We start from the raw sequence: 23,395 nt of genomic DNA on the forward strand, positions 1-23,395 counted from the left end.
AATCCTTAAAATTTAGTCAAATCAATCTTGAGTACGTAGTCAGCCTGATGCGCTTTTTCTTCCTGCTTGATGCTGGCATACAGCGTGTTGGCGTCTGGAGAAAGCACCAGGCTGTTCGGCATAGCGGCGGTTTTTATGCGGTGTTTGAGGGTGTAATGATTTGCATCGATGACACTTATCTGGCGGTCGTTTCGATGGGTGACGTAAAGTTCATCACGGGTGGCGTTATACAGCACCGCAATGGAATTGGGCGTCGGAATGCGGTGAATCAGCTTACCGGAATCTAACTGAACAACCAGGATATCGCGGGTGTTGGTATCAGCAATATAACCCACGCCCTTAGCGGTGTTGAGGGCGATATTCAGGAAGTAATGCTGAGATTCTGCGGGGTCAACTTTGACGCGCGAAAGAACTTTTGCGTTTTTGCCATCCAGCGTTACCAATTCGCCGTTGCCGGTGACGACATAAACTTTATCGGCCTGTTCATCAACGGCGAAGCCCACCGGGTCAATGTCACCCAGGGTTGCGACGAGCTGTTGCTTTTGAGCATCAACCACCCAAAGCAGGCCACCATTTTTGTCACCAATCCCTGAGACATAAAGGCGCTGGTTCTTTTTATCCAATACTACTTCACGAACGTGAGCGGTCTTTTTCGGGTCGCTATTATCACTGAGCTGAATGCTTTTCATCTCCTGGTGAGTTTGCGTATTGAGCAAGGTGACAGAGCCTTCCATCGCATTGCCTAAATAGAGAATATGGTTTTTCTCATCCAACGCGACGGCGAAAGTGCGGCGCTCAGTGGCGATTTTTTCCTTTATCTGGAGTGAATCTGCTGCGAGCTGGTATACCAATCCGGCACGCTTATCTTTATCAAACGAAGGCGCTGATGCTGCATAAAGCGCTTGCTGACCTGGTGAGTAAGCCAGCTCATAAACCCCGTGACCCAGAGGTTGAGACTTGAAATCCTTTTCTGCAAATTCCTGAGAATAAGCAGGGTAGGCGTGGAGAATCAATGAGAGAGAGAACGCAAGTAGACCCTTGTTCTTTAAGGCTTTTATTGTTGACATGTAATTATTCTTTGCAAAAGTTTACGAAAGAGCAAAGATGGTAATGAAAATGCTTATCATTTACAACTTATGTTGAGTGTAGAATACCTACCAATTTTTGGATTGCATATTTAAGTTGAGCGACAAGGTATGTAAGCCGTGGTTTAGTGTGGAGTGTTGACCACGGCATAAAGGTCTGTGCAATGTGTTATCGCAGTCTGATTTCCAGTGCCCACGAATCAGCGAATGTCATGTGAGTGTGAGCGGCTTCGTTGCCGGTCAACGTTATGTGGTGTTGGGAACGTGCGAGCCGAACAAGAACATCCGCAGCATTGCGGTGATGATGCTGATTCCAGATGTAAAGTTTGCGTGGTGAAGAAAGCGTGCTGGCAAGAGAGCCAACCACAGGCGTGTAAAAGCAATGCGCCGGAGAAATACGGCAATCGACAAATCAGTGATAGACCAGGCCACTGGATATGAGAGCAAGCGGCAAAAACACGGCAAAATCGACCAGCATAATCATGACCACAAAACGCCGGATTCTGTCTGACTCCATTCTAGTGCGCATAATGTATATTATGTTAAATTGAATTGAGGGTAATGGACACCCAGCCGTGCTTTTCATCTACTATGTAATTCTCCCCCCGTTACCTGTCAGATTTTGCCCCGCCCGTCACGCACTGTGTAAAATCTGCGATTTCCCGGCAGTATTCCTGCGCCCGGTTTTGCATAGCACACGACGTAAAAAAACCGGCCATCTGACCAGTTTGTCTGTGAGTCTGTTTTCTCAGGCAACACATTTGCCAGCGTGGCCCTAGCCAGGAAGTTTAAGAAACAGCGTCCGCTCCTGCGTTTGTGAGGATTTAAAACCATGGTGCATGTAGAACCCTTTAGCTTCATCGGTCAACGCATGAACCATAATGGCGCGGACACCGATATTCTCTGCCACTCTATAGCATCGCAATACGGCATCGTGAAGCAAGTCAGCGCCAAGCCCTTTTCCTCTGAATGAAAGGTCAACCGCCAGCCGAGCCAGAATGATCACCGGTATAGGGTCTGGCATGTTACGCCGAAGGCTGCCTGTGGCGGCGGTATGATTAACGCTACCCGTTGCCAATGAATAAAAGCCCGCGACTTGTTTCGTGTCTTTCTTACACACGACAAAAGTCCGGGCTGCGCCGAGAGCCTGATTTTTTAACCCTCGCTGCTTTAACCACTCATCCAGAACACTTTCGCCACTCACAAATTCGGCTAACTGATGAGCGCTGGATAAAGGTTCAGGCGCAGTTACATATCCCACTGTGGTTTCCTTGCCAACAGTTTCTCAAGAGCGGGATCATCAGCCACCGGCGCGTCGAGCATATCAATGAAATCAGCGTACTGCGCATCATTAAAATTGAATACACGACGGTCGAGAATCACGTTCTCTGCGGCCTGACAGGCCATTTCCAGGATAAAGTCCGTGCGCGATTTATGAAGGATCTCTGCGGCTGTATCAATAAGTGCTCGCTGGGATTCCTTCGCGCGAAGATTGAGCTGAACATCTGATTTCATCTATAAGCCTCTTTTCTTGTATAGCAATTGCTTTACAAGGATAGCACAACAACGGTGTATATCAAATGCTATACAGTCAGGCCCGAGGTACTAACAGATACCCACCAGCAAAGCAGAGTCAATTACATGATTTAAAACAACTTTATCAATTATGCGTGTTCTACGCGAATTCTGCGATTTTAGCAGTGCTATTGTGCGTCAGAATTCACGTAGCATACAGGGATAAAACGCCGATACCATTGCCGCTCATCGCGCTTTCTTGTACCCTTCCCTTGCCAATCTCATCTATCAGCATAATTTGAACCAACGGACAACGCATGACCGCTCATACCTCGAAAGATCCTTTGCACGGCGTCACTCTTGAAATGCAGGTTAACGCGTTAGTTGCGCGTTATGGCTGGGATAAGTTGGGGCAGCTTATCAATATCAACTGCTTTAAAAATGAACCGAGCGTGAAATCTAGCCTGAAATTCTTGCGTCGTACGCCGTGGGCACGCGCAGAAGTAGAAGCGCTGTATCTCGATACGCTGGAAGGTATTGTAGAAGTAGAGCCAGAAGAACCGGCGCTCGACCCGTGGGCTAATAGCCGTAATAAGAAAAGTTAGTAAGCGCCCACCAGCACATAAGGGAACCCACAGGCGACGGTTTCCCCTCGCCTGCCCTTGGATCCTACGCGGCGCTAAGATCGTATTTCTTGATCTTCCGATACAGTGTCGCAATCCCAATCCCTAACTCATCCGCCGCCTGCTTTTTATTGCTGTAACGGGTTAAGGCATCGCGAATCATCTGCCGTTCCATCTCTTCTAGCCCGGTAACGCCATCATCATCTTTCGCCACCTTAACGTGGGCAACCGCTGTTGCTGGCTCAATGCGTTCATTTAGTTTTCCGCTATTGATCAGGTTTGGTGGTAACAACGAAACGTCAATCACCTCACCAGACGGCACGACATTGACCAAATACTCCATCAAATTACTCAGCTCGCGGATATTCCCTGGCCAGCGATAGCATTTCAGCAGCGCGATAACCTCTGGAGACACGCCCGGATACACCAGCTCAAGCCGCCGGGTATGTAGATGGAGAAAGTAATGAATCAGCAGCTCAATATCATCCTGTCGCTCGCGCAGAGGTGGCAAGCGAAGCGGAATCACGTTCAGACGATAGTAGAGATCCTCACGAAACTTACCATCAGCGATAAACTGCTCAAGATTCTGGTTAGTCGCTGAAATAATACGGATATCCACCGGCACGGGATGGCTTGCGCCTACTGGCTGAATTTCACGAGATTCAATAGCCCGCAGCAGTTTCGCCTGGAGCGTCAACGGCATATCGCCAATTTCATCAAGAAACAGCGTGCCATTATTTGCCGCTTGAATCAGGCCGGTTTTACCGTTAGCCGACGCGCCGGTAAAGGCTCCTTTCACGTAACCAAACAGCTCACTTTCCAGCAGTTGCTCAGGGATCGCCGCGCAGTTAATCGCAATAAACGGTTTATCTTTGCGATCGCTAAGTGTATGTATCGCTCTGGCGACCACCTCTTTACCTGTTCCACTTTCCCCTGCAATCATCACACTTGAAGGGCTTGGCGCAACGCGGCTAATCAGCTTTTTCAACTGGCGCATAGGGCGACATTCCCCCACCATCTGCTCAATCTGTGGCCCGTCCTGTGGCGTTGAGAGATCGGCTGAGGAGTGCGACTGGTGGAACGCCATCAGAAATAGCCATTGATCCTGAATGGCGTGCAGCTGACCAATAATCAGCTCTTTCTTATCATCGATAGAAATAACGTGCTGAACGTGTCCTCGAATAAAGTTTTGTGCAAAAGTCAGAGGCCGAAAATTAATGTTTTTACCGATGATTCCCCCCTGGTTTGCGCCAAGGATTTTTAACGCAGCCTGATTGACGAATTTAATCTTTTGTTCCTGACTGACCACCAGCACGCCCTGATCCATATTGTCAAGCATCGTTAAAAACATTTTCTGCACATTATCGCCGCCGCTTTGATCTTCCAGCAGACGAGACACAAATATAGAGGAGACATGGCGGACGTAATCGGAGAACTCGGTGATGTTATCATTTATTCTTTCTTGCTGATCGCGCGTTAACGCTATCAAACTAATAACACCAACGCACTGCTCTTGATAAATGACGGGGGTTCCGAGGAAGGCTTTTTCTTTACAGGTTTCTTTACTCTCACATCCTTTACACAAGGGGTCATACCGCGAATGGGTGACCACTTTCTCCTTCTTTGTTTCAATAATGTAACGAAGAAGTCGCGAATCTGTATTTAACTTTCGTCCGAGAAACTTCCCGTAAGCTCCCGTACCGGCGACGCGGCACAGCGTATTATCGACAATTTCAACCTCAAGCTGAAGCACGCTGGAAAGCATACGGGCAAAGCGTTGAATAGTAGGTTGAATCTGCATCAAAATGGATGACGTATTCGAAGGCATCATAATATCACTCACTGAAAGCAATGCTGGGTGAACGACCACACTTATGTTTCTTAGATGATACTACCTCAGCCCTTAGCAATAATTGATGCAGGCGCATTCTCTTTTTCGATTCTTAAATGAAATATGGAATTGGTATCACACTTTCATATCAATGTGATAATTGAGAAGGCTATTTTATCAATTTGGCGCATTTCTCATCTGACGCTGAATCTATTAACCACGGCATCAATATATAAATAAATATATAACGAAATAAACTAATAATTTCATAACGGTAAATTCTCGTACAAACCGCTTAATTTAGTGATCTGCCTCCCATAACTCCCGCCATTTAGACCGGCAAAACATCGTGAATACGGAATTGGCACGCTTATTGTTAGTTGATTTACAGCGCTGGCATACACCGCACCGTAACCAGCAATCAATAAGCCGTCATTCACTACCAGGATTGAAAAATGAAAACTGTTAACGAACTGATTAAGGATATCAACAAGCTTAACTCCAACCTGCATGAGAAAGACTTCCTGCTGACGTGGGAGCAATCGCCGGACGAACTGAAACAGGTTCTGGATGTCGCCGAGGCGTTAAAAACCCTACGCGCCGAAAATATTGCGACCAAAGTGTTCAACAGTGGCCTGGGGATCTCGGTATTCCGCGATAACTCTACCCGTACTCGCTTCTCTTATGCTTCCGCGTTGAACCTGCTAGGGCTGGCGCAACAAGATTTAGATGAAGGGAAATCACAGATTGCTCACGGTGAAACGGTTCGTGAAACCGCCAACATGATTTCCTTCTGTGCCGATGCGATTGGTATTCGTGATGATATGTTCCTGGGCGCCGGTAACGCCTATATGCGTGAAGTGGGCGAAGCGCTGGATGACGGCCACAAACAAGGCGTGTTGCCACAGCGCCCGGCGTTGATTAACTTACAGTGTGATATCGACCACCCTACGCAATCAATGGCTGACCTTGCCTGGCTGCGTGAACACTTTGGCTCGCTGGAAAACCTCAAAGGCAAAAACATCGCCATGACCTGGGCGTACTCACCAAGCTACGGCAAGCCGCTCTCTGTGCCGCAAGGCATTATCGGCCTGATGACGCGTTTTGGGATGGACGTCACCCTGGCACACCCGGAAGGCTATGACCTGATCCCAGACGTTATCGAAGTGGCGAAAAACAACGCCAAAGCCTCTGGCGGCAGTTTCCGTCAGGTAACGGATATGGCTGAAGCCTTTAAAGATGCGGATATCGTCTATCCAAAGTCCTGGGCGCCTTATCAGGTGATGGAGAAGCGTACCGAACTGCTGCGCGCTAACGACCATGATGGTCTTAAAGCCCTGGAGAAAGCCTGCCTGGCGCAGAACGCCCAGCATAAAGACTGGCACTGCACCGAAGAGATGATGGCGAAAACGCACGACGGCGAAGCGCTGTATATGCACTGCCTGCCAGCTGATATCACCGGTGTCTCTTGCAAAGAAGGTGAAGTTGCCGACACCGTATTCGAAAAATACCGCATCGCGACCTACAAAGAAGCCAGCTGGAAGCCGTACATCATCGCCGCAATGATCCTCTGTCGCAAATACGCCAAGCCAGGACAACTACTGGAAGAGCTGCTCAGCGACGCACAAAAACGCATCAAATAACCTCTCTGGCTGGCCTGCGGGCCAGCTCTATAGCCTCGTAATGACGAATAAGGACAGAGTATGTCTGCTTTCTCACTGAAAATGGATATTGCCGATAACCGGTTTTTCACTGGCGAAACCTCCCCACTGTTTTCTCGCCAACAGGCGCAACAGGCGCGTCATTTCCATCAAAAAATCGCCGGTTATAAACCGACGCCGCTGTATGCCCTGAACGACCTGGCTGCTCTGTTTGGCGTGCACAAAATTCTGGTCAAAGATGAGTCGCAGCGCTTTGGTCTTAACGCATTCAAAATGCTGGGCGGTTCATACGCTATCGCGCAGCTACTGTGTGAAAAATATCAGCTAAATATCGATGAGTTATCCCTCGACGACCTGAAATCACGTATCACCGAGAAGATGACCTTTGCCACGACCACCGACGGCAACCACGGGCGTGGCGTCGCATGGGCTGCCAAACAGCTTGGGCAAAACGCCGTGGTGTATATGCCAAAAGGCTCGGCGCAAGAGCGCGTTGACGCCATTTTGCGTCTGGGGGCGGAGTGCATCGTCACCGACATGAACTACGACGATACCGTGCGTTTCACGATGCAAACCGCGCAGAAAAACGGTTGGGAAGTGGTACAGGACACCGCCTGGGAAGGCTACACCAAAATCCCCACCTGGATTATGCAAGGCTACGCCACGCTTGCCGATGAAGCTGTCGAACAAATGTCAGCAATGGGCATTGCACGCCCTACCCACGTGTTCTTACAGGCGGGCGTCGGTGCGATGGCGGGCGGCGTGCTGGGCTATTTAGTCGATGTCTACGGCGCGCGGAACCTGCATTCGGTGATTGTGGAGCCAGAACTGGCCGACTGTATTTATCGCTCTGGCGTCAAAGGCCAGATGGTTAACGTCGGCGGCGATATGGCAACCATTATGGCCGGTCTGGCCTGTGGTGAGCCAAACCCACTGGGCTGGGAGGTACTGCGCAACTGCTCTACGCAGTTTATCTCATGTCAGGACGCGGTCGCCGCGCTTGGGATGCGCGTGCTGGGCAACCCGCTCGGTGACGATCCGCGCGTCATTTCCGGTGAATCCGGCGCCGTCGGCCTGGGCACATTGGCCGCCATCTACTACCACCCACAGCGCGAAGCGCTAATGAACAAGCTACAGCTGGACAGCGATTCCGTGGTGCTGGTGATCAGCACCGAAGGCGACACCGACGTGAAGCACTACCGGGAAGTCGTCTGGGCGGGTAAACATCCGGCTGCACTGTAATGCTCAACAAATTCTGAACTGGAGAACACATTCATGGCTAAGCACATTCCGTTTAAATTGATTCTTGAAAAAGCAAACCACTACCAGCAGGACATGACCCGTTTCCTGCGCGATATGATTGCCATCCCAAGCGAAAGCTGCGACGAAAAGCGTGTCGTACACCGTATTAAAGAGGAGATGGAAAAAGTCGGTTTCGATAAAGTAGAAATTGACCCGATGGGCAACGTGCTGGGCTATATCGGTCACGGCCCGCGCCTGGTAGCGATGGATGCGCATATTGATACCGTGGGTATCGGCAACATCAAAAACTGGAGCTTTGACCCGTATCAGGGGATGGAAACAGACGAACTGATCGGCGGGCGCGGCGCGTCTGACCAGGAAGGCGGTATGGCATCGATGGTCTATGCCGGTAAAATTATCAAAGATCTCGGACTGGAAGACGAATATACCCTGCTGGTAACGGGCACGGTGCAAGAAGAAGACTGCGATGGCCTGTGCTGGCAGTACATCATTGAACAGTCCGGCATTCGCCCAGAATTTGTGGTCAGCACCGAACCGACCGACTGCCAAATCTATCGTGGCCACCGTGGGCGTATGGAAATCCGCGTTGACGTACAGGGGGTGAGCTGCCACGGTTCTGCGCCAGAACGCGGTGATAACGCCATCTTCAAAATGGGCCCTATCCTTAATGAATTGCAGGCGCTCTCACATAAACTGGGTAATGACGAGTTCCTGGGCAAAGGTACGCTGACCGTTTCTGAAATCTTCTTCACCTCGCCTAGCCGCTGTGCGGTTGCCGATAGCTGTGCTGTTTCTATCGACCGCCGTCTGACCTGGGGCGAAACCTGGGAAGGCGCGCTGGACGAAATTCGCGCCCTGCCAGCGGTACAAAACGCCGGTGCGGTGGTGTCAATGTACAACTACGACCGCCCATCATGGACAGGCCTGGTCTACCCAACCGAATGCTACTTCCCTACCTGGAAAGTGGAAGAAAGCCACTTTACCGTACGTGCGCTGAGCAATGCCTATGAAGGGTTGTTTGGCAAAGCGCCGGTCGTTGATAAGTGGACGTTCTCCACCAACGGTGTCTCTATCATGGGCCGCCACGGAATTCCTGTTATCGGCTTTGGCCCAGGTAAAGAGCCTGAAGCCCACGCGCCAAACGAGAAAACCTGGAAATCACATCTGGTGACCTGTGCTGCGATGTATGCCGCCATTCCACTGAGCTGGCTGGCAACCGAGTAATTCTGCCCCGTCATTCCTCCCGTCGTTCGCGGCGGGAGTCTGGAGTTTTCTATGCGTCTACTGATCAAAAACGGCATCGTCGTCAATGCGGACGGCCAGGCAAAACAGGACTTGCTCATTGAAAACGGCCTGGTCAGCCAGCTTGCCGACGACATCACCGTAGAGCAGCCCTGCGAAATCATCGATGCTAACGGATGCTATGTGATGCCCGGCGGCGTTGATGTCCACACCCACTTCAATATTGATACCGGCCTTGCCCGTAGCTGTGACGACTTTTTTACCGGTACTCGCGCGGCGGCCTGTGGCGGCACAACCACGATTGTTGACCATATGGGGTTTGGCCCGGCGGGCTGCCGGTTACGTCATCAGCTTGAAACGTACCACGGCTACGCCGCCTATAAAGCGGTTATCGACTACAGCTTTCACGGCGTGATTCAACATATTAACCACGCTATCCTCGATGAAATCCCGATGATGGTCGATGCGGGGATAAGTAGCTTCAAACTCTATCTCACCTACCAGTACAAACTGAACGATGACGACGTGCTCCAGGCGCTGCGCCACCTGCATCGTGCCGGGGCGCTTGCTACCGTTCACCCGGAAAACGACGCCGCCATTGCCCGCAAGCGCTCTGAGTTTTTGGCCGCAGGGAAAACCGCGCCACGCTATCACGCGCTAAGCCGCCCGCTGGAATGTGAGGCGGAAGCCATCGCTCGCATGATCAACCTCGCCCAATTAGCCGGTAATGCGCCGCTGTATATTGTGCATCTCTCTAACGGTCTGGGGCTGGAATACCTGCGCCTTGCCCGTTCACGCCACCAGCCGGTGTGGGTAGAAACCTGCCCGCAGTACCTGCTGTTGGATGACCGCTGCTACGAACGTGATGATGCGTTGAAATATCTGCTTAGCCCGCCGCTGCGCAATGCCAGCAATAACGATGCGCTGTGGTGCGGTATTAGCGAGGGGCAAATAGATGTGCTGGCGACCGACCACTGTGCGTTTTCTATGGCGCAACGGTTGCATCTTTCCGGCGGGGATTTCAGCCGCTGCCCGAATGGCCTGCCGGGGGTGGAAAACCGCCTGCTGCTGCTGTTCTCACACGGTGTCATGACCGGACGAATTACCCCTGAGCATTTTGTCGCGCTCACCAGCGCCAACCCCGCGAAGCTGTTTGGCCTGTGGCCGCAAAAAGGTCGTCTGGCGCCCGGCGCTGACGGCGATGTGGTGATTATCGACCCGCGCCGCACAACCACCATTCGCCACGAAATGCTGCACGACAACGCCGACTATTCACCGTGGGAAGGCTTTATTTGTCAGGGTTCCATTCGCCAGACCGTGTCGCACGGACGGGTGATTTTCAATAATGGCAGTTTCACCGGCGTCGCAGGTCAGGGCCGTTTCCTGCGTCGAGCCCCCTTTTCTACCGCCCATTTATCCATGTGCGGCAATGCATCTTAAAGTGAGGAATTCATGAGTAAAAGAATTGTGCTCGCCCTCGGCGGGAATGCCTTAGGCGACGATCTGGCTGGGCAAATGCAGGCCGTAAAACAAACCTCGCAAGCCATTGTTGACCTGATTGCGCAAGGCCATCAGGTGGTGGTGACTCACGGTAATGGGCCACAGGTCGGGATGATTAACCTTGCCTTTGAAGCCGCCGCCAAAACCGACGCGCACACGCCTATGCTACCGATGTCAGTGTGTGTGGCACTAAGCCAGGGCTATATTGGCTACGATCTGCAAAACGCGCTGCGTGAGGAGTTACTGTCGCGCAATATGCATATCCCGGTCGCCACACTGATTACTCAGGTGGAAGTGGATGCCAACGATCCGGCGTTCAGCCACCCGACCAAACCGATTGGTTCGTTTTTCACTAAAGAAGAAGCCGACCAGCTCGCCCTCAAGGGGTACGTGCTGAAAGAGGACGCCGGTCGAGGCTATCGCCGTGTTGTGGCCTCACCAAAACCGATTGATATCATTGAAAAAGAGACTGTTAAGGCGATGATGGACGCCTGCCATGTGGTCATCACCGCCGGCGGCGGCGGGATCCCGGTGATCCGCGAAGGCAATCATCTGCGGGGCGCCAGCGCGGTGATTGATAAAGACTGGGCCAGTGCCAAACTGGCGGCTATGATCGACGCCGATATGCTGATTATCCTGACGGCGGTGGAAAAAGTGGCCATCAACTTTGGCAAGCCGAACGAACAATGGCTGGATAAGCTGTCGCTAAGCGATGCCGAGCAGTTTATTGCCGAAGGCCATTTTGCCAAAGGCTCAATGTTGCCGAAAGTCGAAGCCGCCGCCTCGTTTGCCCGTTCTCGCCCTAGTCGCAAAGCACTGATCACCGTATTAAGCAAAGCGAAAGAAGGCATTGAAGGTAAAACCGGGACGGTGATCCAGGGTTAAGCATGAACAAGGCCTACACGAGATCTCCCGTGTAGGCCTTATAAGCTAAGCCACGTCTGTTTTATGCGACCGTCAACAGCGCTTTTTTCTCCTTCACGCCCTGATTCATCAAAGTCATCAATGCTTCCAGCACTCCGCCGCCAATTGCACGCGCTTTATCCGACACACTGGTGTAATCCGCTTTTTCGCCGCGCGGGTCGATATCACTAATCTTAAAGCCGATATCCACCACCAGACCATCATTCAGTAAGCCGCGAACCATTCCACTCAGCGGGGCGAGGATCTCCGTATCCCCTACGGTCGCAATCACTTCACCTTCACTGACAATATCGCCAAGTTGTACGCGTGAGCGCATTACGCCTGCGCCCGGTGCGCGAATCACTCGCCGTGAGGTGTGCCCCATAATATTTCCGGGAACGCCGGTATTTTCCTGCGCCCGCCCCTGATAAATAACCTGCCCCAGCCAATGCCCGCGATTGGTTTCAATCACCGCATGGCAATCCTGACCGGCGCTAAACCCTGGCCCAAGTGCGATAACCGCCGGAGCCAGCCCTCGGTGCGTCCCCAGGTTCTCTTTCGCCAGAATGGCGTCAACCACACACCCCGGCTTCAGCTCATGAAGGGATTCACACAGCGGGTCCACCAGTACGGGGATCGCGCCGTTATCGGCAACCCGCAGCGCGTCTTGTACCGTTGAAACACGTTTTGCCCTGATGCCTTCAACCACCATTTCACCGTCAAAGACCGCCTGAGCAAACGCGACGGTACGGCGGATAACGGTCGGCTTTTCCACTTCCAGCATGATGACCTTAAAGCCTGCATTCCACAGCCGAAGCGCGACGCCGGTAGCGATATCCCCCGCGCCGCGAATCGCCACTCGCAGCGGCTGTGACGGCGAATCTGTGCTCATCATCAGCCCGCCGGGCGCTTTGTTTTTAACCTGTAAAATCTCGGCCAGCACGCTAATGGCAATCTCATTCGGCGTTTCTGCGCCAATGTTATAGCCCACAGGCGCATGTAACCTGGCAATATGCTCTTCCGCTACGCCATTTTCGCGCAGTTGGCGCAAAAAGAGCTGCACCTTACGACGGCTCGCCAGCAGCCCCAGCCAGGCACATGGCTGCTCTATCAGTCTGTCCAGGGCTTCACGGTCTTTATTGTTGGTGGCAATCAGCACAAAGTTATCCGGGCGAATCGCCAGCTTCTCGACCGCCGCGCTAAAGTTTCCGGCGTGAAGTAACTGCGTTAGCGGCGGGAAAAATTCGGGGTTAAGGCTTTCCGGGTAGATATCCGCTACTGCAATTTCAAACCCCAGCAGCGCCGCGCTGTGGGCAACCGCGCGGTTAACATGCCCCGCGCCAATCAATACCAGCCGTGGGCGAAGGCCGTGGACGCTGATATACACCGACATCGCGCCGCCGCAGTCCGAGCCGACCGCGTCTGTACCGTTTCGCGCCATACGGCCATGAAACATTCTGGATGCTTTTTCATTAAGCGCTTCCAGCGCTTCGTCAATCACCCGGCGCTCGACCATTCCGCCGCCGATCGTTCCCAGAATAGTGCCATCCTCGCGGATCAGCATTTGGGCCGAATGGCGGGGCGTGGAACCCCGACTGTCTACAATTTGTGCCAACGCAAAGGGGCGGTTCTGTTCTTCGAGTCTTGCAGCTTCTGAGAAAATATTCATAACAACCTCAAATGGATATCCTTTCATTACCCCAGTATGGAGTCACTTTCTCACTCGTCTGCGCGTAATTGCCTGACTCTCCTGTACCGAACCGGCCCAGATAGCGTCTACCGTACCGCGAATCAACAGCTCGCCCTCCTGAACATTCTCATTTTGAGAAAGCTGGTTGAGCAGCCAGATACGCCGACATCCTGGCGGGACGCCTTTAAATGCCCCCTGAGGATGCTGAACGAAACGATGCAGCATGGGCCAATCCAGCCTGTCATCCGGCGTGGCATCGGTTATCCGGGAAAAAAGTGGCCAACGATGGACTGTCGTTGGCCCAAGAGCTTTCCCGAGCATCCCTGCCCCCATTACAGCAACTACGCAACAACAGGATAAAGGGATGCAAGGTTCATGCTCATTTGGCGCTTTGATGGCAAAACCGTGAGCGCCGTCAGCTTCTACCAGCACAACATCGACATTTCCCGCCGCCAGTAAGGCATCAAGTTGAGCGGGCGTGAACCCTTTAACTTTGCCCACATCCGGCAGCCAGGCGGAAAAACAGGCCTGTAGCGGGCGTTGCCATACTCCGGCGGGCAGGCTTAGTGGATCACGGCAAAACGTCACCGGCAGGTGCTCTGGAAGAAACATATGCGTGGTGGTAGTCAGTAACACTCGCCGTCCAGCCTGCTGAAATAACCTCGCCAGCCATAATAATGTGCTGGTTTTCCCGCCAGCGCCCACGGCGGAAATCAGTAACGGGCTGGCAGTGGCGTTTAAATCACAAAATAGCGCTTCGACGTGCGGTATATTTTCCATGGTGTATTGGCGACTCCATCATTCTGAAGGGTATATGAAACAAGCCGACTGTATTATTACCTCCGCAGGACTTTCTTCGCGGATGGGACAATGGAAAATGATGTTACCCTGGCGCAATGGCACAATACTTGATGCAAGTATTAAAAATGCGCAGCAATTTTGTACGCATATTATTTTGGTGACCGGTTATCGACATCAGGAAATTGAGGCGCGCTATTCGCACATGCCTGGTGTGACGCTGGTTCATAATCCCGATTATCGCCAGGGGCTATTTTCCTCAGTATTAACCGGTGTCCAGGCGGCCAGCGCTGATTATTGTTTCATCAGTCACGGCGATTTGCCCTGCCTGCATCGGGAAATATTCCATATCCTGTGGCAACAACGGTTTAACGGCGCTGTATTGCCCCACTATCAAGGTACTCCTGGGCATCCAATTTTGGCGCAGCGCGGTACTCTGCATCAGAATTTACAACATGATGGCGGTTCATCCGTGCGCCGCTGCCTGCTGGCCAATAAGCATAAAATCGTTGCGCTGGATTATCCTGAGATTATTTTTGATGTCGATACGCCGGATGATTTTAAACGTCTTCAGGATTATCAAAATAAGCGAATGCCGGAGTGATATTCTCATATTGATAGATAACCGTTGTTTTTGAGAAATAACAAAAACCACGGCCATTGAGTGATTTTAATTCTCATCTGCATACCCTGCACATATTCACAAACCTGGCTCAACTTTAGATCTCTCTCACAATTCCGTGCATTCTCAGCGCTATTAAAAACACCTGGTGTGATTGTTGCTATTCCTCTCCATATCCGCCGATTTTGCGGTTCATTCGATTTATCAGGTCAGTCTAAGGAGAGGATTATGGGAGATATCATGCGTCCCGTTCCATTTGAGGAATTATTGACGCGCATTTTTGATGAATACCACCATCACCGGTCTATCTTCGGTATTCCAGAACAACAATTCTACTCACCCGCTACCCCACAACGGCTTAGCGTTTTTGGCGAACCCTGCGTAACGCCTGTTGGCCCTGCGGCCGGGCCACACACGCAACTGGCACAAAACATTATTACCTCCTGGCTGACCGGTGGGCGGTTTATTGAGCTGAAAACCGTACAAATTCTCGACCGTCTGGAGCTGGAAAAACCCTGTATCGATGCAGAAGATGAATGCTTTAACACCGAATGGTCTACCGAATTCACCTTGCTGAAAGCATGGGATGAATACCTGAAAGCCTGGTTTATCCTCCACCTGCTGGAACAGGTGCTGCCGTTAACGCCGGTGAAAGACGGTAAATCATTTATTTTCAATATGAGTGTCGGTTACAACCTGGATGGGATTAAACAGCCGCCGATGCAGCAGTTTATCGATAACATGATGAATGCTGCCGACCATCCAAAATTCGCGCAGTACCGTGAAACGCTCGACCGTTGGCTGCACCATGCCGCCTTCCGCGCCCGCTATCCACGCGCTGAACTGGAAACGTTAACTCAGCGCATACCGGCCAATCTGGTGCAGGGCGTTACGCTCTCCACCATGCACGGCTGCCCGCCGGACGAAATCGAAGCGATCTGCCGCTACATGCTGGAAGAAAAACAGCTCAATACCTTTGTGAAGCTCAACCCTACGCTGCTGGGCTACCCGCGCGTGCGGGAAATTCTCGATACCTGCGGTTTTGATTATATCGGCCTGAATGAAGCGTCGTTTGAACATGACCTGAAAATCGACCAGGCGCTGGCGATGCTCAAACGTCTGATGCAATTAGCGAAAACCAAAAATCTGGGCTTCGGCGTGAAGCTGACCAACACCCTGGGCACGGTGAATAACAAAGGCGCGCTGCCGGGCGATGAAATGTATATGTCCGGGCGCGCGCTGTTCCCGTTATCAATCAACGTCGCCGCCCTGCTATCCCGCGAATTTGACGGCAAACTGCCGATCTCCTACTCCGGCGGTGCGAGCCAGCTGAATATCCGCGAAATTTTTGAAACCGGTATTCGCCCTATCACGATGGCTACCGACCTGCTCAAACCGGGGGGGTATCTGCGTTTGAGTGAATGTATGCGCGAGCTGGAACAGGCCGATGGCTGGAACATGACTCAGGTTGACGTTGCGCGCCTGAATGCGCTGGCAGAAAAAGCCGTCAGTATGGCCTATACCCAGAAACAGTGGAAACCGGACGACCGCATTGATGTCGGCGAGAAATTGCCGATGACCGACTGTTATGTCGCGCCATGCGTCACGGCGTGCGCCATTAAGCAAGACATCCCGGAATACATCCGCCTGATGGGTGAACAGCACTATGCCGATGCACTGGAGCTTATCTACCAGCGTAACGCACTGCCTGCGATCACCGGCCATATTTGCGATCACCAGTGCCAGTACAACTGTACCCGTCTGGACTATGACAGTGCGCTGAACATCCGCGAGTTGAAAAAAATCGCCCTCGAAAAAGGCTGGGATGAGTACCAGCAGCGCTGGCACAAACCGGCTGGCTCCGGTGCGTTGCATCCGGTGGCAGTGATTGGCGCAGGTCCTGCGGGGCTGGCGGCGGGTTATTTCCTGGCGCGAGCCGGTTACAGTGTCACGTTATTTGAGCGTGAAGCCAACGCCGGTGGCGTGGTGCGTAATATTATTCCGCAGTTCCGTATCCCCGGCGAACTTATCCAGCAGGATATTGATTTTGTCGTCAGCCACGGCGTTAACATCGTTTACGGCTGCGACCCGCAGTTGACCGTTGAAAAGCTCCAGCAACAGGGGTTCCGCTACGTTCTGGTAGGGACCGGTACGGATAAAAACAGCGGCGTGACGCTGCGCGGTGATAACCCAAACGTGCGTAAGTCGCTGCCATTTCTGCGCGAATTTAATCGTGGGGAGAACCTACAGCTTGGTAAACATGTCGCCATCGTGGGCGCGGGTAATACCGCGATGGACTGCGCGCGCGCTGCCCTTCGCGTACCTGGTGTTGAAAAAGCGACCGTCATCTACCGCCGTTCTCAGCAAGAAATGCCCGCCTGGCGTGAAGAATATGAAGAAGCCGTGCACGATGGCGTCGAGTTCCTGTTCCTGAATAATCCAGAGCAGTTTGATGCCGACGGCACGCTGACGGTGCGCGTAATGACGCTGGGTGACGTTGACGACAAAGGCCGCCGCCGCCCGATAGAAACCGCAGAAACCCGGACTTTGCAGGTAGATACGCTGATTACCGCCATTGGTGAACAGCAGGACGGCGAAGCGCTGGCGGCAATGGGTATTCCACTGGATGAACACGGCTGGCCAGAGGTTAACGCCGACGGTGAAACCCGCCATTGCGGTGTATTCCTGATTGGTGACGTCCAGCGCGGGCCATCTTCGATTGTCTCTGCCATCGGCAACGCACGTCGCGCCACCGATACTATTCTGGCGCGGGAAAACATTCGCAGCCACCACGCGGATAAACGCTGGAACAACGTTGATCCGGCGGAGGTTTACCGCCGCAAAGGGACCATCGTCGTCGCACAGGTGGATAAAGACGACCGCGATGCCTTTGTTGCTCAGGAAGCCTCACGCTGCCTGGAATGTAACTATGTGTGCAGTAAATGCGTTGATGTCTGCCCGAACCGCGCCAACGTATCTATTGCCGTACCTGGCTTCCAGAACCGTTATCAAACCTTGCACCTTGATGCCTACTGCAACGAGTGCGGTAACTGTGCGCAGTTCTGTCCGTGGCAAGGCAAGCCATACCAGGACAAAGTGACCGTCTTTAGCCTGGCGCAGGACTTCAGCAACAGCCGTAATCCTGGGTTCCTGGTTGAAGGCAATCGCGTGCACATTCGCCAGCATGACCAGACCTGGCTATTAACCCTTGATGAACAAGGCCAGTTCGCCCAGATACCGCAAGAGCTGAATGACATGTGCCGCATTATCAGCCATGTCCATCGCCACCATCATTACCTGCTGGGAGCCGTTGAAGCATGAGCCTCTTAATTCTGAAAAACGCGACCGTCGTGCAGCTTTATCCGGCGATGGTGCAAGAAAATGTCGATATCGCCATCGAAAATGATGAAATTATTGCTGTAGGGAGCCATCTTTGCAGCTCCTATCCCCAGGCCAATAGCAAAGATATGCACGGGCGTCTGGTGATGCCAGGCCTGGTCTGCTCTCACAACCACTTTTATTCGGGATTATCGCGCGGCATCCAGGCCCATATCGCCCCTAGCCCGGACTTTATCTCCACGCTGAAAAACCTGTGGTGGCGGCTGGATCGCGCATTAGATGAAGAGTCGTTGTATTACAGCGGGTTGATTTGCGCAATGGAGGCCATTCGCAGTGGCTGTACGGCGGTGATAGACCACCATGCATCGCCGAACTATATCGCGGGGTCACTGAGCCAGTTGCGCAATGCTTTTTTGAAAGTCGGCCTGCGCGGTATGACCTGCTTTGAAACCACCGACCGGAACGGCGGCCAGCAAGAGTTACAGGCCAGCGTCGAGGAGAACATCCGCTTTGCGCGCGAGATTGACCAGGCGCGTAAAGTCGGGCGAGAGGCCTATCTGGTTGAGGCGCATATTGGCGCCCACGCGCCGTTCACCATCACCAATGATGGCCTGGCGATGCTCAGCGAGGCGGTAAGCGCGACGGGGCGCGGGCTGCATATCCACGCGGCAGAAGACAGCTACGACGTTTCTCATAGCCATCACCATTACGGCCAGGATCTGTTAGTGCGACTGGCGGAATATGGCCTGCTTAACAGCAAAACGTTGGTGGCGCACGGTCTGTATCTTTCTGATGCCGACATTGAATTGCTGAATGATTGTGATGGTTTCCTCGTTCATAACGCCCGTTCCAACATGAATAACCATGTGGGCTATAACCATAAACTCACCGCCTATCGCAATCTGGCGCTGGGAACCGACGGTATAGGTTCAGATATGTTTGAGGAGCTGAAATTTGCCTTCTTTAAACATCGTGATGCCGGTGGCCCGCTGTGGCCAGACAGTTTTGCCCGCGCGCTCAGTAACGGCAACACCCTGCTCAGCCGCAACTTTAACGCTAAGTTTGGCCGTATTGAAGCGGGTTACAAGGCCGACCTGACCATTAGCGATTATCTGCCACCGACGCCGCTCATTGCGGAAAACATTGCCGGACATATTGCCTTTGGCATGGGGTCAAACCATGTTCACAGTGTGATGGTCAACGGTGCGATGATTTATGAAGACCGGCAGTTCACCTTTGATTGCGCACCAATTTTTGCCGAAGCACAGAAAGTGGCGGCGAAAATGTGGCAGCGCATGGATAGGCTGCCGTAATGTAACCCTCCGATTCTCTTCCCCCATTGCCGGATGACGGTGCTCTCGCACCTTATCCGGCCTCCGTTTTATCCTGTAGGCCGGATAAGCGCAGCGCCATCCGGCATTTTCCCGCAGATTGAAATAGGGGGGTGAGTTTCGGCAGCATTACCGAAAATATTGACATCTCCACTCAGGAAGGATAATGATGTCAAAAACCAAAAACTCATCAATGAAAATATAATCTCGCTTGTCACTTCTAATCAGAATATTATAGCTGATGCCGCTTGTCTTTTTTCGCACTCTATAAATGATTGGCCACCTTATTACAATACACCTTTTACCTGATATATAAACTCATACCCCTGTTAATGTTCCTGAATGAGGATAAATATATGATTGAATCAGCATCACAAACAAACAGATTCTATGGCTTGCCAGAGAATGAGCCACGATCTCCGTTCAGTAATGAAGAACTTAAAAATATTATCGCACAGTTAGAAGTTGATATAGCGGATGGAACCTGGATCGATAAGCGTTACTCAATTACAGATAAAGAAATCATGCCCGCATTGGTCGCTCAGGCAAACAATAAATATCCAGAGATGAATCTTAATTTTGTTGCATCACCACCAGATCTTTCAATCGCGATAAAAGACACGTTCGAACAAGGGGTTGAGCATTCCAGATTCATCGTTAACATGGGGGAAGATGGAACGCATTTTTGTGTAATTGATTACAGAAACATTAACGGCAAAACATCTCTGATAATGTTTGAGCCAACAAATCTTGTGGGTATAGCGCCAGCGATGCTCGCAATCAGGGTAAAAATGGCTATTGAACATTATCCATTACCTGACAGTCATTTCTCTATGGTGATAATGGATATTCAGCGAAGTCGATCTGAGTGTGGAATTTTCAGCCTATCGCTGGCAAAAAAACTTCATACCGAGAAAGAAGAACTATCGAAAATACATGAAGATAATATCAACGGTACATTGGGCGGTAATGTTGACCCTTTGCCTCACGATAAACTAGATCCCTATCTCCCGGTAACTTTTTACAAACATACTCAGGGAAAAAGACGCCTTGATGAATATTTAAATGTTCACCCGCAGGCCACTGACACGGTCGTTAACAAAAAAAATGAAACCATCCTTAACAGGTTTAATAACAATCAATCTGTTATAGACGGCAAAGAATTATCAGTTTCGGTACATAAGAAGAGAGTAACGGAGTATAAAACGCTGCTCAAATAATGATGTATTATGGAAATCGTCATTCCCCAGGGACTGAGTTGAAAAATAGAAAGGCGCAGGGATATCGACTGTTCATCAACATCATGGTGCGGTAAAAGCCTATCTCGCGCTGGCGAAGGCTCGGTACGGATGCCGTGCCGAGCCTAACGGATTAACGCAGAAAAAGCGCCGCCGTGGCGCGTTCGCGTTGTTTCTGTATCTCGCGCAATTGCTGCTCACTCACCTTGCTTAATGCCGCCGTTGGGCAGACGTCAATACAGGCGGGGCCGCGTTCGCGGCTATGACACAGGTCGCATTTGATGAGGGTTGCCGTCTGCTGTGGGCTAACGTCAATGGTTATGGCCCCGAACGGACACGCCACCACACAGCTTTGGCAACCAATACAGCGCGAGGCGTCAGCCTCGACACGCTCGCTCCCCATGGTTAACGCCGCTACCGGACAGGCGGTCACACAGGGGGCATTTTCACACTGATGGCACATCACCGGCACACTCAAGGTGTCGAGGCGTAGCACTTTCAGACGCGGCTGAAATGCCGCGCCCTCAGCCACGTGCTCCAGTGCACAGGCGACCTCACAGGTTCGACAGCCAATGCAGGATGCCGAATCCGCCAGGATAAAGCTGGTCATACCCCCTCCTTACGCTTGAACATATCGAGCATCTCACTGGCAGCCTGCCGACCGGCGACCATTGCCGTGACCACCAGATCAGCGCCGTGCACCGCATCGCCACCAGCAAAAATTTTGTCATTGCTGGTTTGCGTTGTGCCGCGCCCTTTCCCACCGGTGCAAATTTGCCCCCAACGGTCGAGCTGTACGCTGTGACCGCGCAACCACGGCATATCGTGCGGCTGAAAACCAAACGCCATAATCAGCACGTCAACCGGCAGTTCAAAACCGGAGCCGACGATAGGCCGTGGACGGCGGCGACCATCTGGCCCAGGTTCCCCCATGTCGGTGCGGATCATGCCGATCGCCGTAACCTGCCCTTTGTTGTTGCGCTGAATGTACTGCGGCTGCACGTTAAACTGGAACTCAACGCCTTCTTCCCGGGCGTTAACCACCTCTTTTTTCGAGCCAGGCATACTGAGTTCATCACGGCGATAGGCGCAAGTGACGCTCGCCGCCCCACGGCGCACCGCCGTACGCAGGCAATCCATTGCGGTATCACCGCCGCCCAATACCACCACATGCTTATCTTTTATCTCGACCATCGGGTATTCCGCGCTCTCCTCCAGCCCCATCACCTCGCGGGTGCTGGCAATCAGGAACGGCAATGCCTGAATCACGCCGGGGGCGTCTTCCCCCTCCAGCCCTGCCGCCATCAGGCCGTAAGTGCCGACGCCAAGAAATACGGCATCGTAATTGGCCACCAGCTCGTTAAACGCCACATCGCGGCCCACTTCGTGATTAAGGTGAAAATGAATCCCCATTTCGCTAAAAATGTCCCGCCGGACGCCAAGAAGGCGTTTGTCCAGCTTAAACGGCGGAATGCCGAAGGTCAGCAGCCCGCCAATTTCCGGGTGTTTGTCGAAGACATCAACCTGAACTCCGGCGCGCGCCAGGATATCGGCGCATCCCAGCCCTGCGGGGCCAGCGCCGACAATCGCGACACGCTCTTTGCGCGGTGTGATTTCACCAGTCTGTGGCCGCCAGCCCATCGCCAGCGCGGTATCGGTGATGTAGCGCTCCAGATTACCGATGGCGACCGAACCGCCCTCATTTTTTAACGTGCAAGCACCTTCACACAGGCGATCCTGCGGGCATACACGGCCACAGATTTCCGGCAGCGAACTGCTTTGGTGGCACAATTCGGCGGCTTCAATAATCTTCCCTTCGTTGACCAGGCGGATAAAATCAGGAATGTGGTTATGCAGCGGGCATGTCCAGTTACACCACGCTTTTTGCGCGCAGCTCAGGCAGCGCTCGCTTTCGTACTCGGCATCGCAACGACCCAACCCGTAGTAGATTTCGTCAAAATGCGTTTTGCGCACCTCCGCCTCGACTTTTTTCGCCCCCACGCGCGGCGGTTTACTCAAAAACGCTTCGCGGCGGCTTGGCTGGCGCGTATGTACCGCCTGCCCTTGTACGCTGCGAATTTGTCGCTCCGTGCGCAGTTTTTCTAAACCGGCGTCATCCATCAGACTCAGCGCTTGTGTTGGACATACGCTGACGCAGGCCGGTTTTCCACTGGCATGTTCGCTGCACAGGTCGCATTTTTGCGCCAACTGCGGGGCAGTACCATCGGCAGACACCATCTCAATTGCGCCAAACGGGCAGCTGATGACGCAGTTCTTACAGCCAATGCATTTCTCTTGCGTTAATTGAATGCTGTTATTCGCAAAATAGAGTGCGTCGGTTGGGCAGGACGCCACGCATGGCGCATCGTTACAGTGGTGGCAGGTGGCGGCACTGCTCTCTTTACGGTGGAAAACAACGTGGATTCGCGGTTGGAAATCCCGACGCTGCAATGGCCAGCTATCCTGATGGTGAGCGGTAACACAGGCAACCTCGCAGGCATGGCAGCCAATACAGCTCGTGACATCGGCAACAATAAATCTGTTCATTTGCTTCCCTTTTTTATTATTCAATAAAGTCATCCTGGGGAGCGATGCAATAATCAGACGCATTTGTTGTTTTCTGTCAGAACGGATTTATTTTTGCGACGCACATCAAAAAATTGATTAACAGCACTAAAATCAGTGCATTGAGAATTTCCTCACGCTTTTTGATTATCGTCACGATATTAATCCCGCTACCAAAATGAGAGATAT

The 23,395-nt window shown here is 52.3% G+C and carries 19 protein-coding genes; 11 read left to right on the top strand and 8 right to left on the bottom strand.

The features are described 5' to 3' along the window. Nucleotides 1-5: 5 nt before the first annotated feature. Nucleotides 6-1,067: a 7-bladed beta-propeller protein YncE gene (gene yncE / locus AC6I4B_RS12155; RefSeq protein ID WP_497765417.1), complete on the bottom strand. Its 1,062-nt coding sequence runs from the start codon at nt 1,065-1,067 to the stop codon at nt 6-8. A gap of 184 nt (nt 1,068-1,251) precedes the next feature. On the opposite strand from yncE, the gene AC6I4B_RS12160 reads away from it, so the two are divergent. After that, nucleotides 1,252-1,422, top strand: coding sequence for a hypothetical protein (locus tag AC6I4B_RS12160; protein WP_497765419.1), 171 nt, complete (start codon nt 1,252-1,254; stop codon nt 1,420-1,422). A 438-nt stretch (nt 1,423-1,860) separates the two neighbouring features. Here the strand turns inward: AC6I4B_RS12160 and AC6I4B_RS12165 are convergent, their stop codons facing one another. Continuing rightward, nucleotides 1,861-2,346 carry a GNAT family N-acetyltransferase gene (locus AC6I4B_RS12165; RefSeq protein ID WP_497765421.1) on the bottom strand — a complete coding sequence of 162 codons (486 nt, stop codon included), beginning with the start codon at nt 2,344-2,346 and terminating at the stop codon, nt 1,861-1,863. Further along, nucleotides 2,334-2,600: a type II toxin-antitoxin system TacA family antitoxin gene (locus AC6I4B_RS12170; RefSeq protein WP_497765423.1), complete on the bottom strand. Its 267-nt coding sequence runs from the start codon at nt 2,598-2,600 to the stop codon at nt 2,334-2,336. Before AC6I4B_RS12170 ends, AC6I4B_RS12165 begins: the two co-directional genes overlap by 13 nt. 317 nt (nt 2,601-2,917) lie before the next feature. Here AC6I4B_RS12170 and AC6I4B_RS12175 point away from each other — a divergent pair, with 317 nt between their 5' ends. After that, on the top strand, nt 2,918-3,205 hold the full coding sequence (locus tag AC6I4B_RS12175) for a VF530 family protein (RefSeq protein ID WP_497765425.1): 288 nt from the start codon (nt 2,918-2,920) through the stop codon (nt 3,203-3,205). A gap of 64 nt (nt 3,206-3,269) precedes the next feature. Here the strand turns inward: AC6I4B_RS12175 and AC6I4B_RS12180 are convergent, their stop codons facing one another. Continuing rightward, complete coding sequence (locus AC6I4B_RS12180; protein WP_497765427.1) at nt 3,270-5,054, bottom strand: sigma 54-interacting transcriptional regulator; 1,785 nt, start codon at nt 5,052-5,054, stop codon at nt 3,270-3,272. A gap of 455 nt (nt 5,055-5,509) precedes the next feature. Between AC6I4B_RS12180 and ygeW the strand changes: the two genes are divergently transcribed. Genes ygeW through arcC form a run of 5 tightly spaced genes read left to right on the top strand, consistent with a single transcriptional unit; the run spans nt 5,510 to nt 11,605 of the window. Continuing rightward, nucleotides 5,510-6,697: a knotted carbamoyltransferase YgeW gene (gene ygeW, locus AC6I4B_RS12185; protein ID WP_497765429.1), complete on the top strand. Its 1,188-nt coding sequence runs from the start codon at nt 5,510-5,512 to the stop codon at nt 6,695-6,697. Nucleotides 6,698-6,757: 60 nt separating this feature from the next. Further along, complete coding sequence (gene dpaL / locus AC6I4B_RS12190; protein ID WP_497765431.1) at nt 6,758-7,957, top strand: diaminopropionate ammonia-lyase; 1,200 nt, start codon at nt 6,758-6,760, stop codon at nt 7,955-7,957. A gap of 33 nt (nt 7,958-7,990) precedes the next feature. Then, entirely contained in the window at nt 7,991-9,202 is a 1,212-nt protein-coding gene (locus AC6I4B_RS12195; RefSeq protein ID WP_497765432.1) for a YgeY family selenium metabolism-linked hydrolase, read from the top strand. A 51-nt stretch (nt 9,203-9,253) separates the two neighbouring features. Further along, complete coding sequence (hydA, locus tag AC6I4B_RS12200; protein WP_497765433.1) at nt 9,254-10,660, top strand: dihydropyrimidinase; 1,407 nt, start codon at nt 9,254-9,256, stop codon at nt 10,658-10,660. A 12-nt stretch (nt 10,661-10,672) separates the two neighbouring features. After that, nucleotides 10,673-11,605, top strand: coding sequence for a carbamate kinase (gene arcC / locus AC6I4B_RS12205; protein ID WP_497765435.1), 933 nt, complete (start codon nt 10,673-10,675; stop codon nt 11,603-11,605). Between the two features lie 61 nt (nt 11,606-11,666). Here arcC and yqeB read toward each other — a convergent pair whose 3' ends face one another. Continuing rightward, on the bottom strand, nt 11,667-13,292 hold the full coding sequence (gene yqeB / locus AC6I4B_RS12210; RefSeq protein WP_497765436.1) for a selenium-dependent molybdenum cofactor biosynthesis protein YqeB: 1,626 nt from the start codon (nt 13,290-13,292) through the stop codon (nt 11,667-11,669). A gap of 42 nt (nt 13,293-13,334) precedes the next feature. After that, on the bottom strand, nt 13,335-14,093 hold the full coding sequence (yqeC, locus tag AC6I4B_RS12215) for a selenium cofactor biosynthesis protein YqeC (RefSeq protein ID WP_497765438.1): 759 nt from the start codon (nt 14,091-14,093) through the stop codon (nt 13,335-13,337). 34 nt (nt 14,094-14,127) lie between these two features. Here yqeC and AC6I4B_RS12220 point away from each other — a divergent pair, with 34 nt between their 5' ends. From AC6I4B_RS12220 to AC6I4B_RS12235, 4 genes are all read left to right on the top strand, one after another. Then, nucleotides 14,128-14,715, top strand: a complete 588-nt coding sequence (locus tag AC6I4B_RS12220; protein WP_497772131.1) for an NTP transferase domain-containing protein — start codon at nt 14,128-14,130, stop codon at nt 14,713-14,715. 246 nt (nt 14,716-14,961) lie between these two features. Next, on the top strand, nt 14,962-18,054 hold the full coding sequence (ygfK, locus tag AC6I4B_RS12225; RefSeq protein WP_497765439.1) for a putative selenate reductase subunit YgfK: 3,093 nt from the start codon (nt 14,962-14,964) through the stop codon (nt 18,052-18,054). Continuing rightward, nucleotides 18,051-19,385: a putative aminohydrolase SsnA gene (ssnA, locus tag AC6I4B_RS12230; RefSeq protein WP_497765441.1), complete on the top strand. Its 1,335-nt coding sequence runs from the start codon at nt 18,051-18,053 to the stop codon at nt 19,383-19,385. The genes ygfK and ssnA overlap by 4 nt, the downstream gene beginning before the upstream one ends. 374 nt (nt 19,386-19,759) lie before the next feature. Continuing rightward, complete coding sequence (locus AC6I4B_RS12235; protein ID WP_497765442.1) at nt 19,760-20,623, top strand: YopJ/AvrA family T3SS effector serine/threonine acetyltransferase; 864 nt, start codon at nt 19,760-19,762, stop codon at nt 20,621-20,623. A 151-nt stretch (nt 20,624-20,774) separates the two neighbouring features. On the opposite strand, the gene AC6I4B_RS12240 is transcribed toward AC6I4B_RS12235, so the two are convergent. Both AC6I4B_RS12240 and ygfT read right to left on the bottom strand, forming a co-directional pair. Further along, nucleotides 20,775-21,251: a 4Fe-4S dicluster domain-containing protein gene (locus tag AC6I4B_RS12240; protein ID WP_497765444.1), complete on the bottom strand. Its 477-nt coding sequence runs from the start codon at nt 21,249-21,251 to the stop codon at nt 20,775-20,777. After that, nucleotides 21,248-23,188 (bottom strand): formate-dependent uric acid utilization protein YgfT, encoded by a 1,941-nt coding sequence (ygfT, locus tag AC6I4B_RS12245; protein WP_497765445.1) that lies wholly within the window; start codon nt 23,186-23,188, stop codon nt 21,248-21,250. Before ygfT ends, AC6I4B_RS12240 begins: the two co-directional genes overlap by 4 nt. Between the last annotated feature and the right edge of the window lie 207 nt (nt 23,189-23,395).

It is taken from the genome of Kluyvera fluvialis (genome assembly GCF_059725275.1).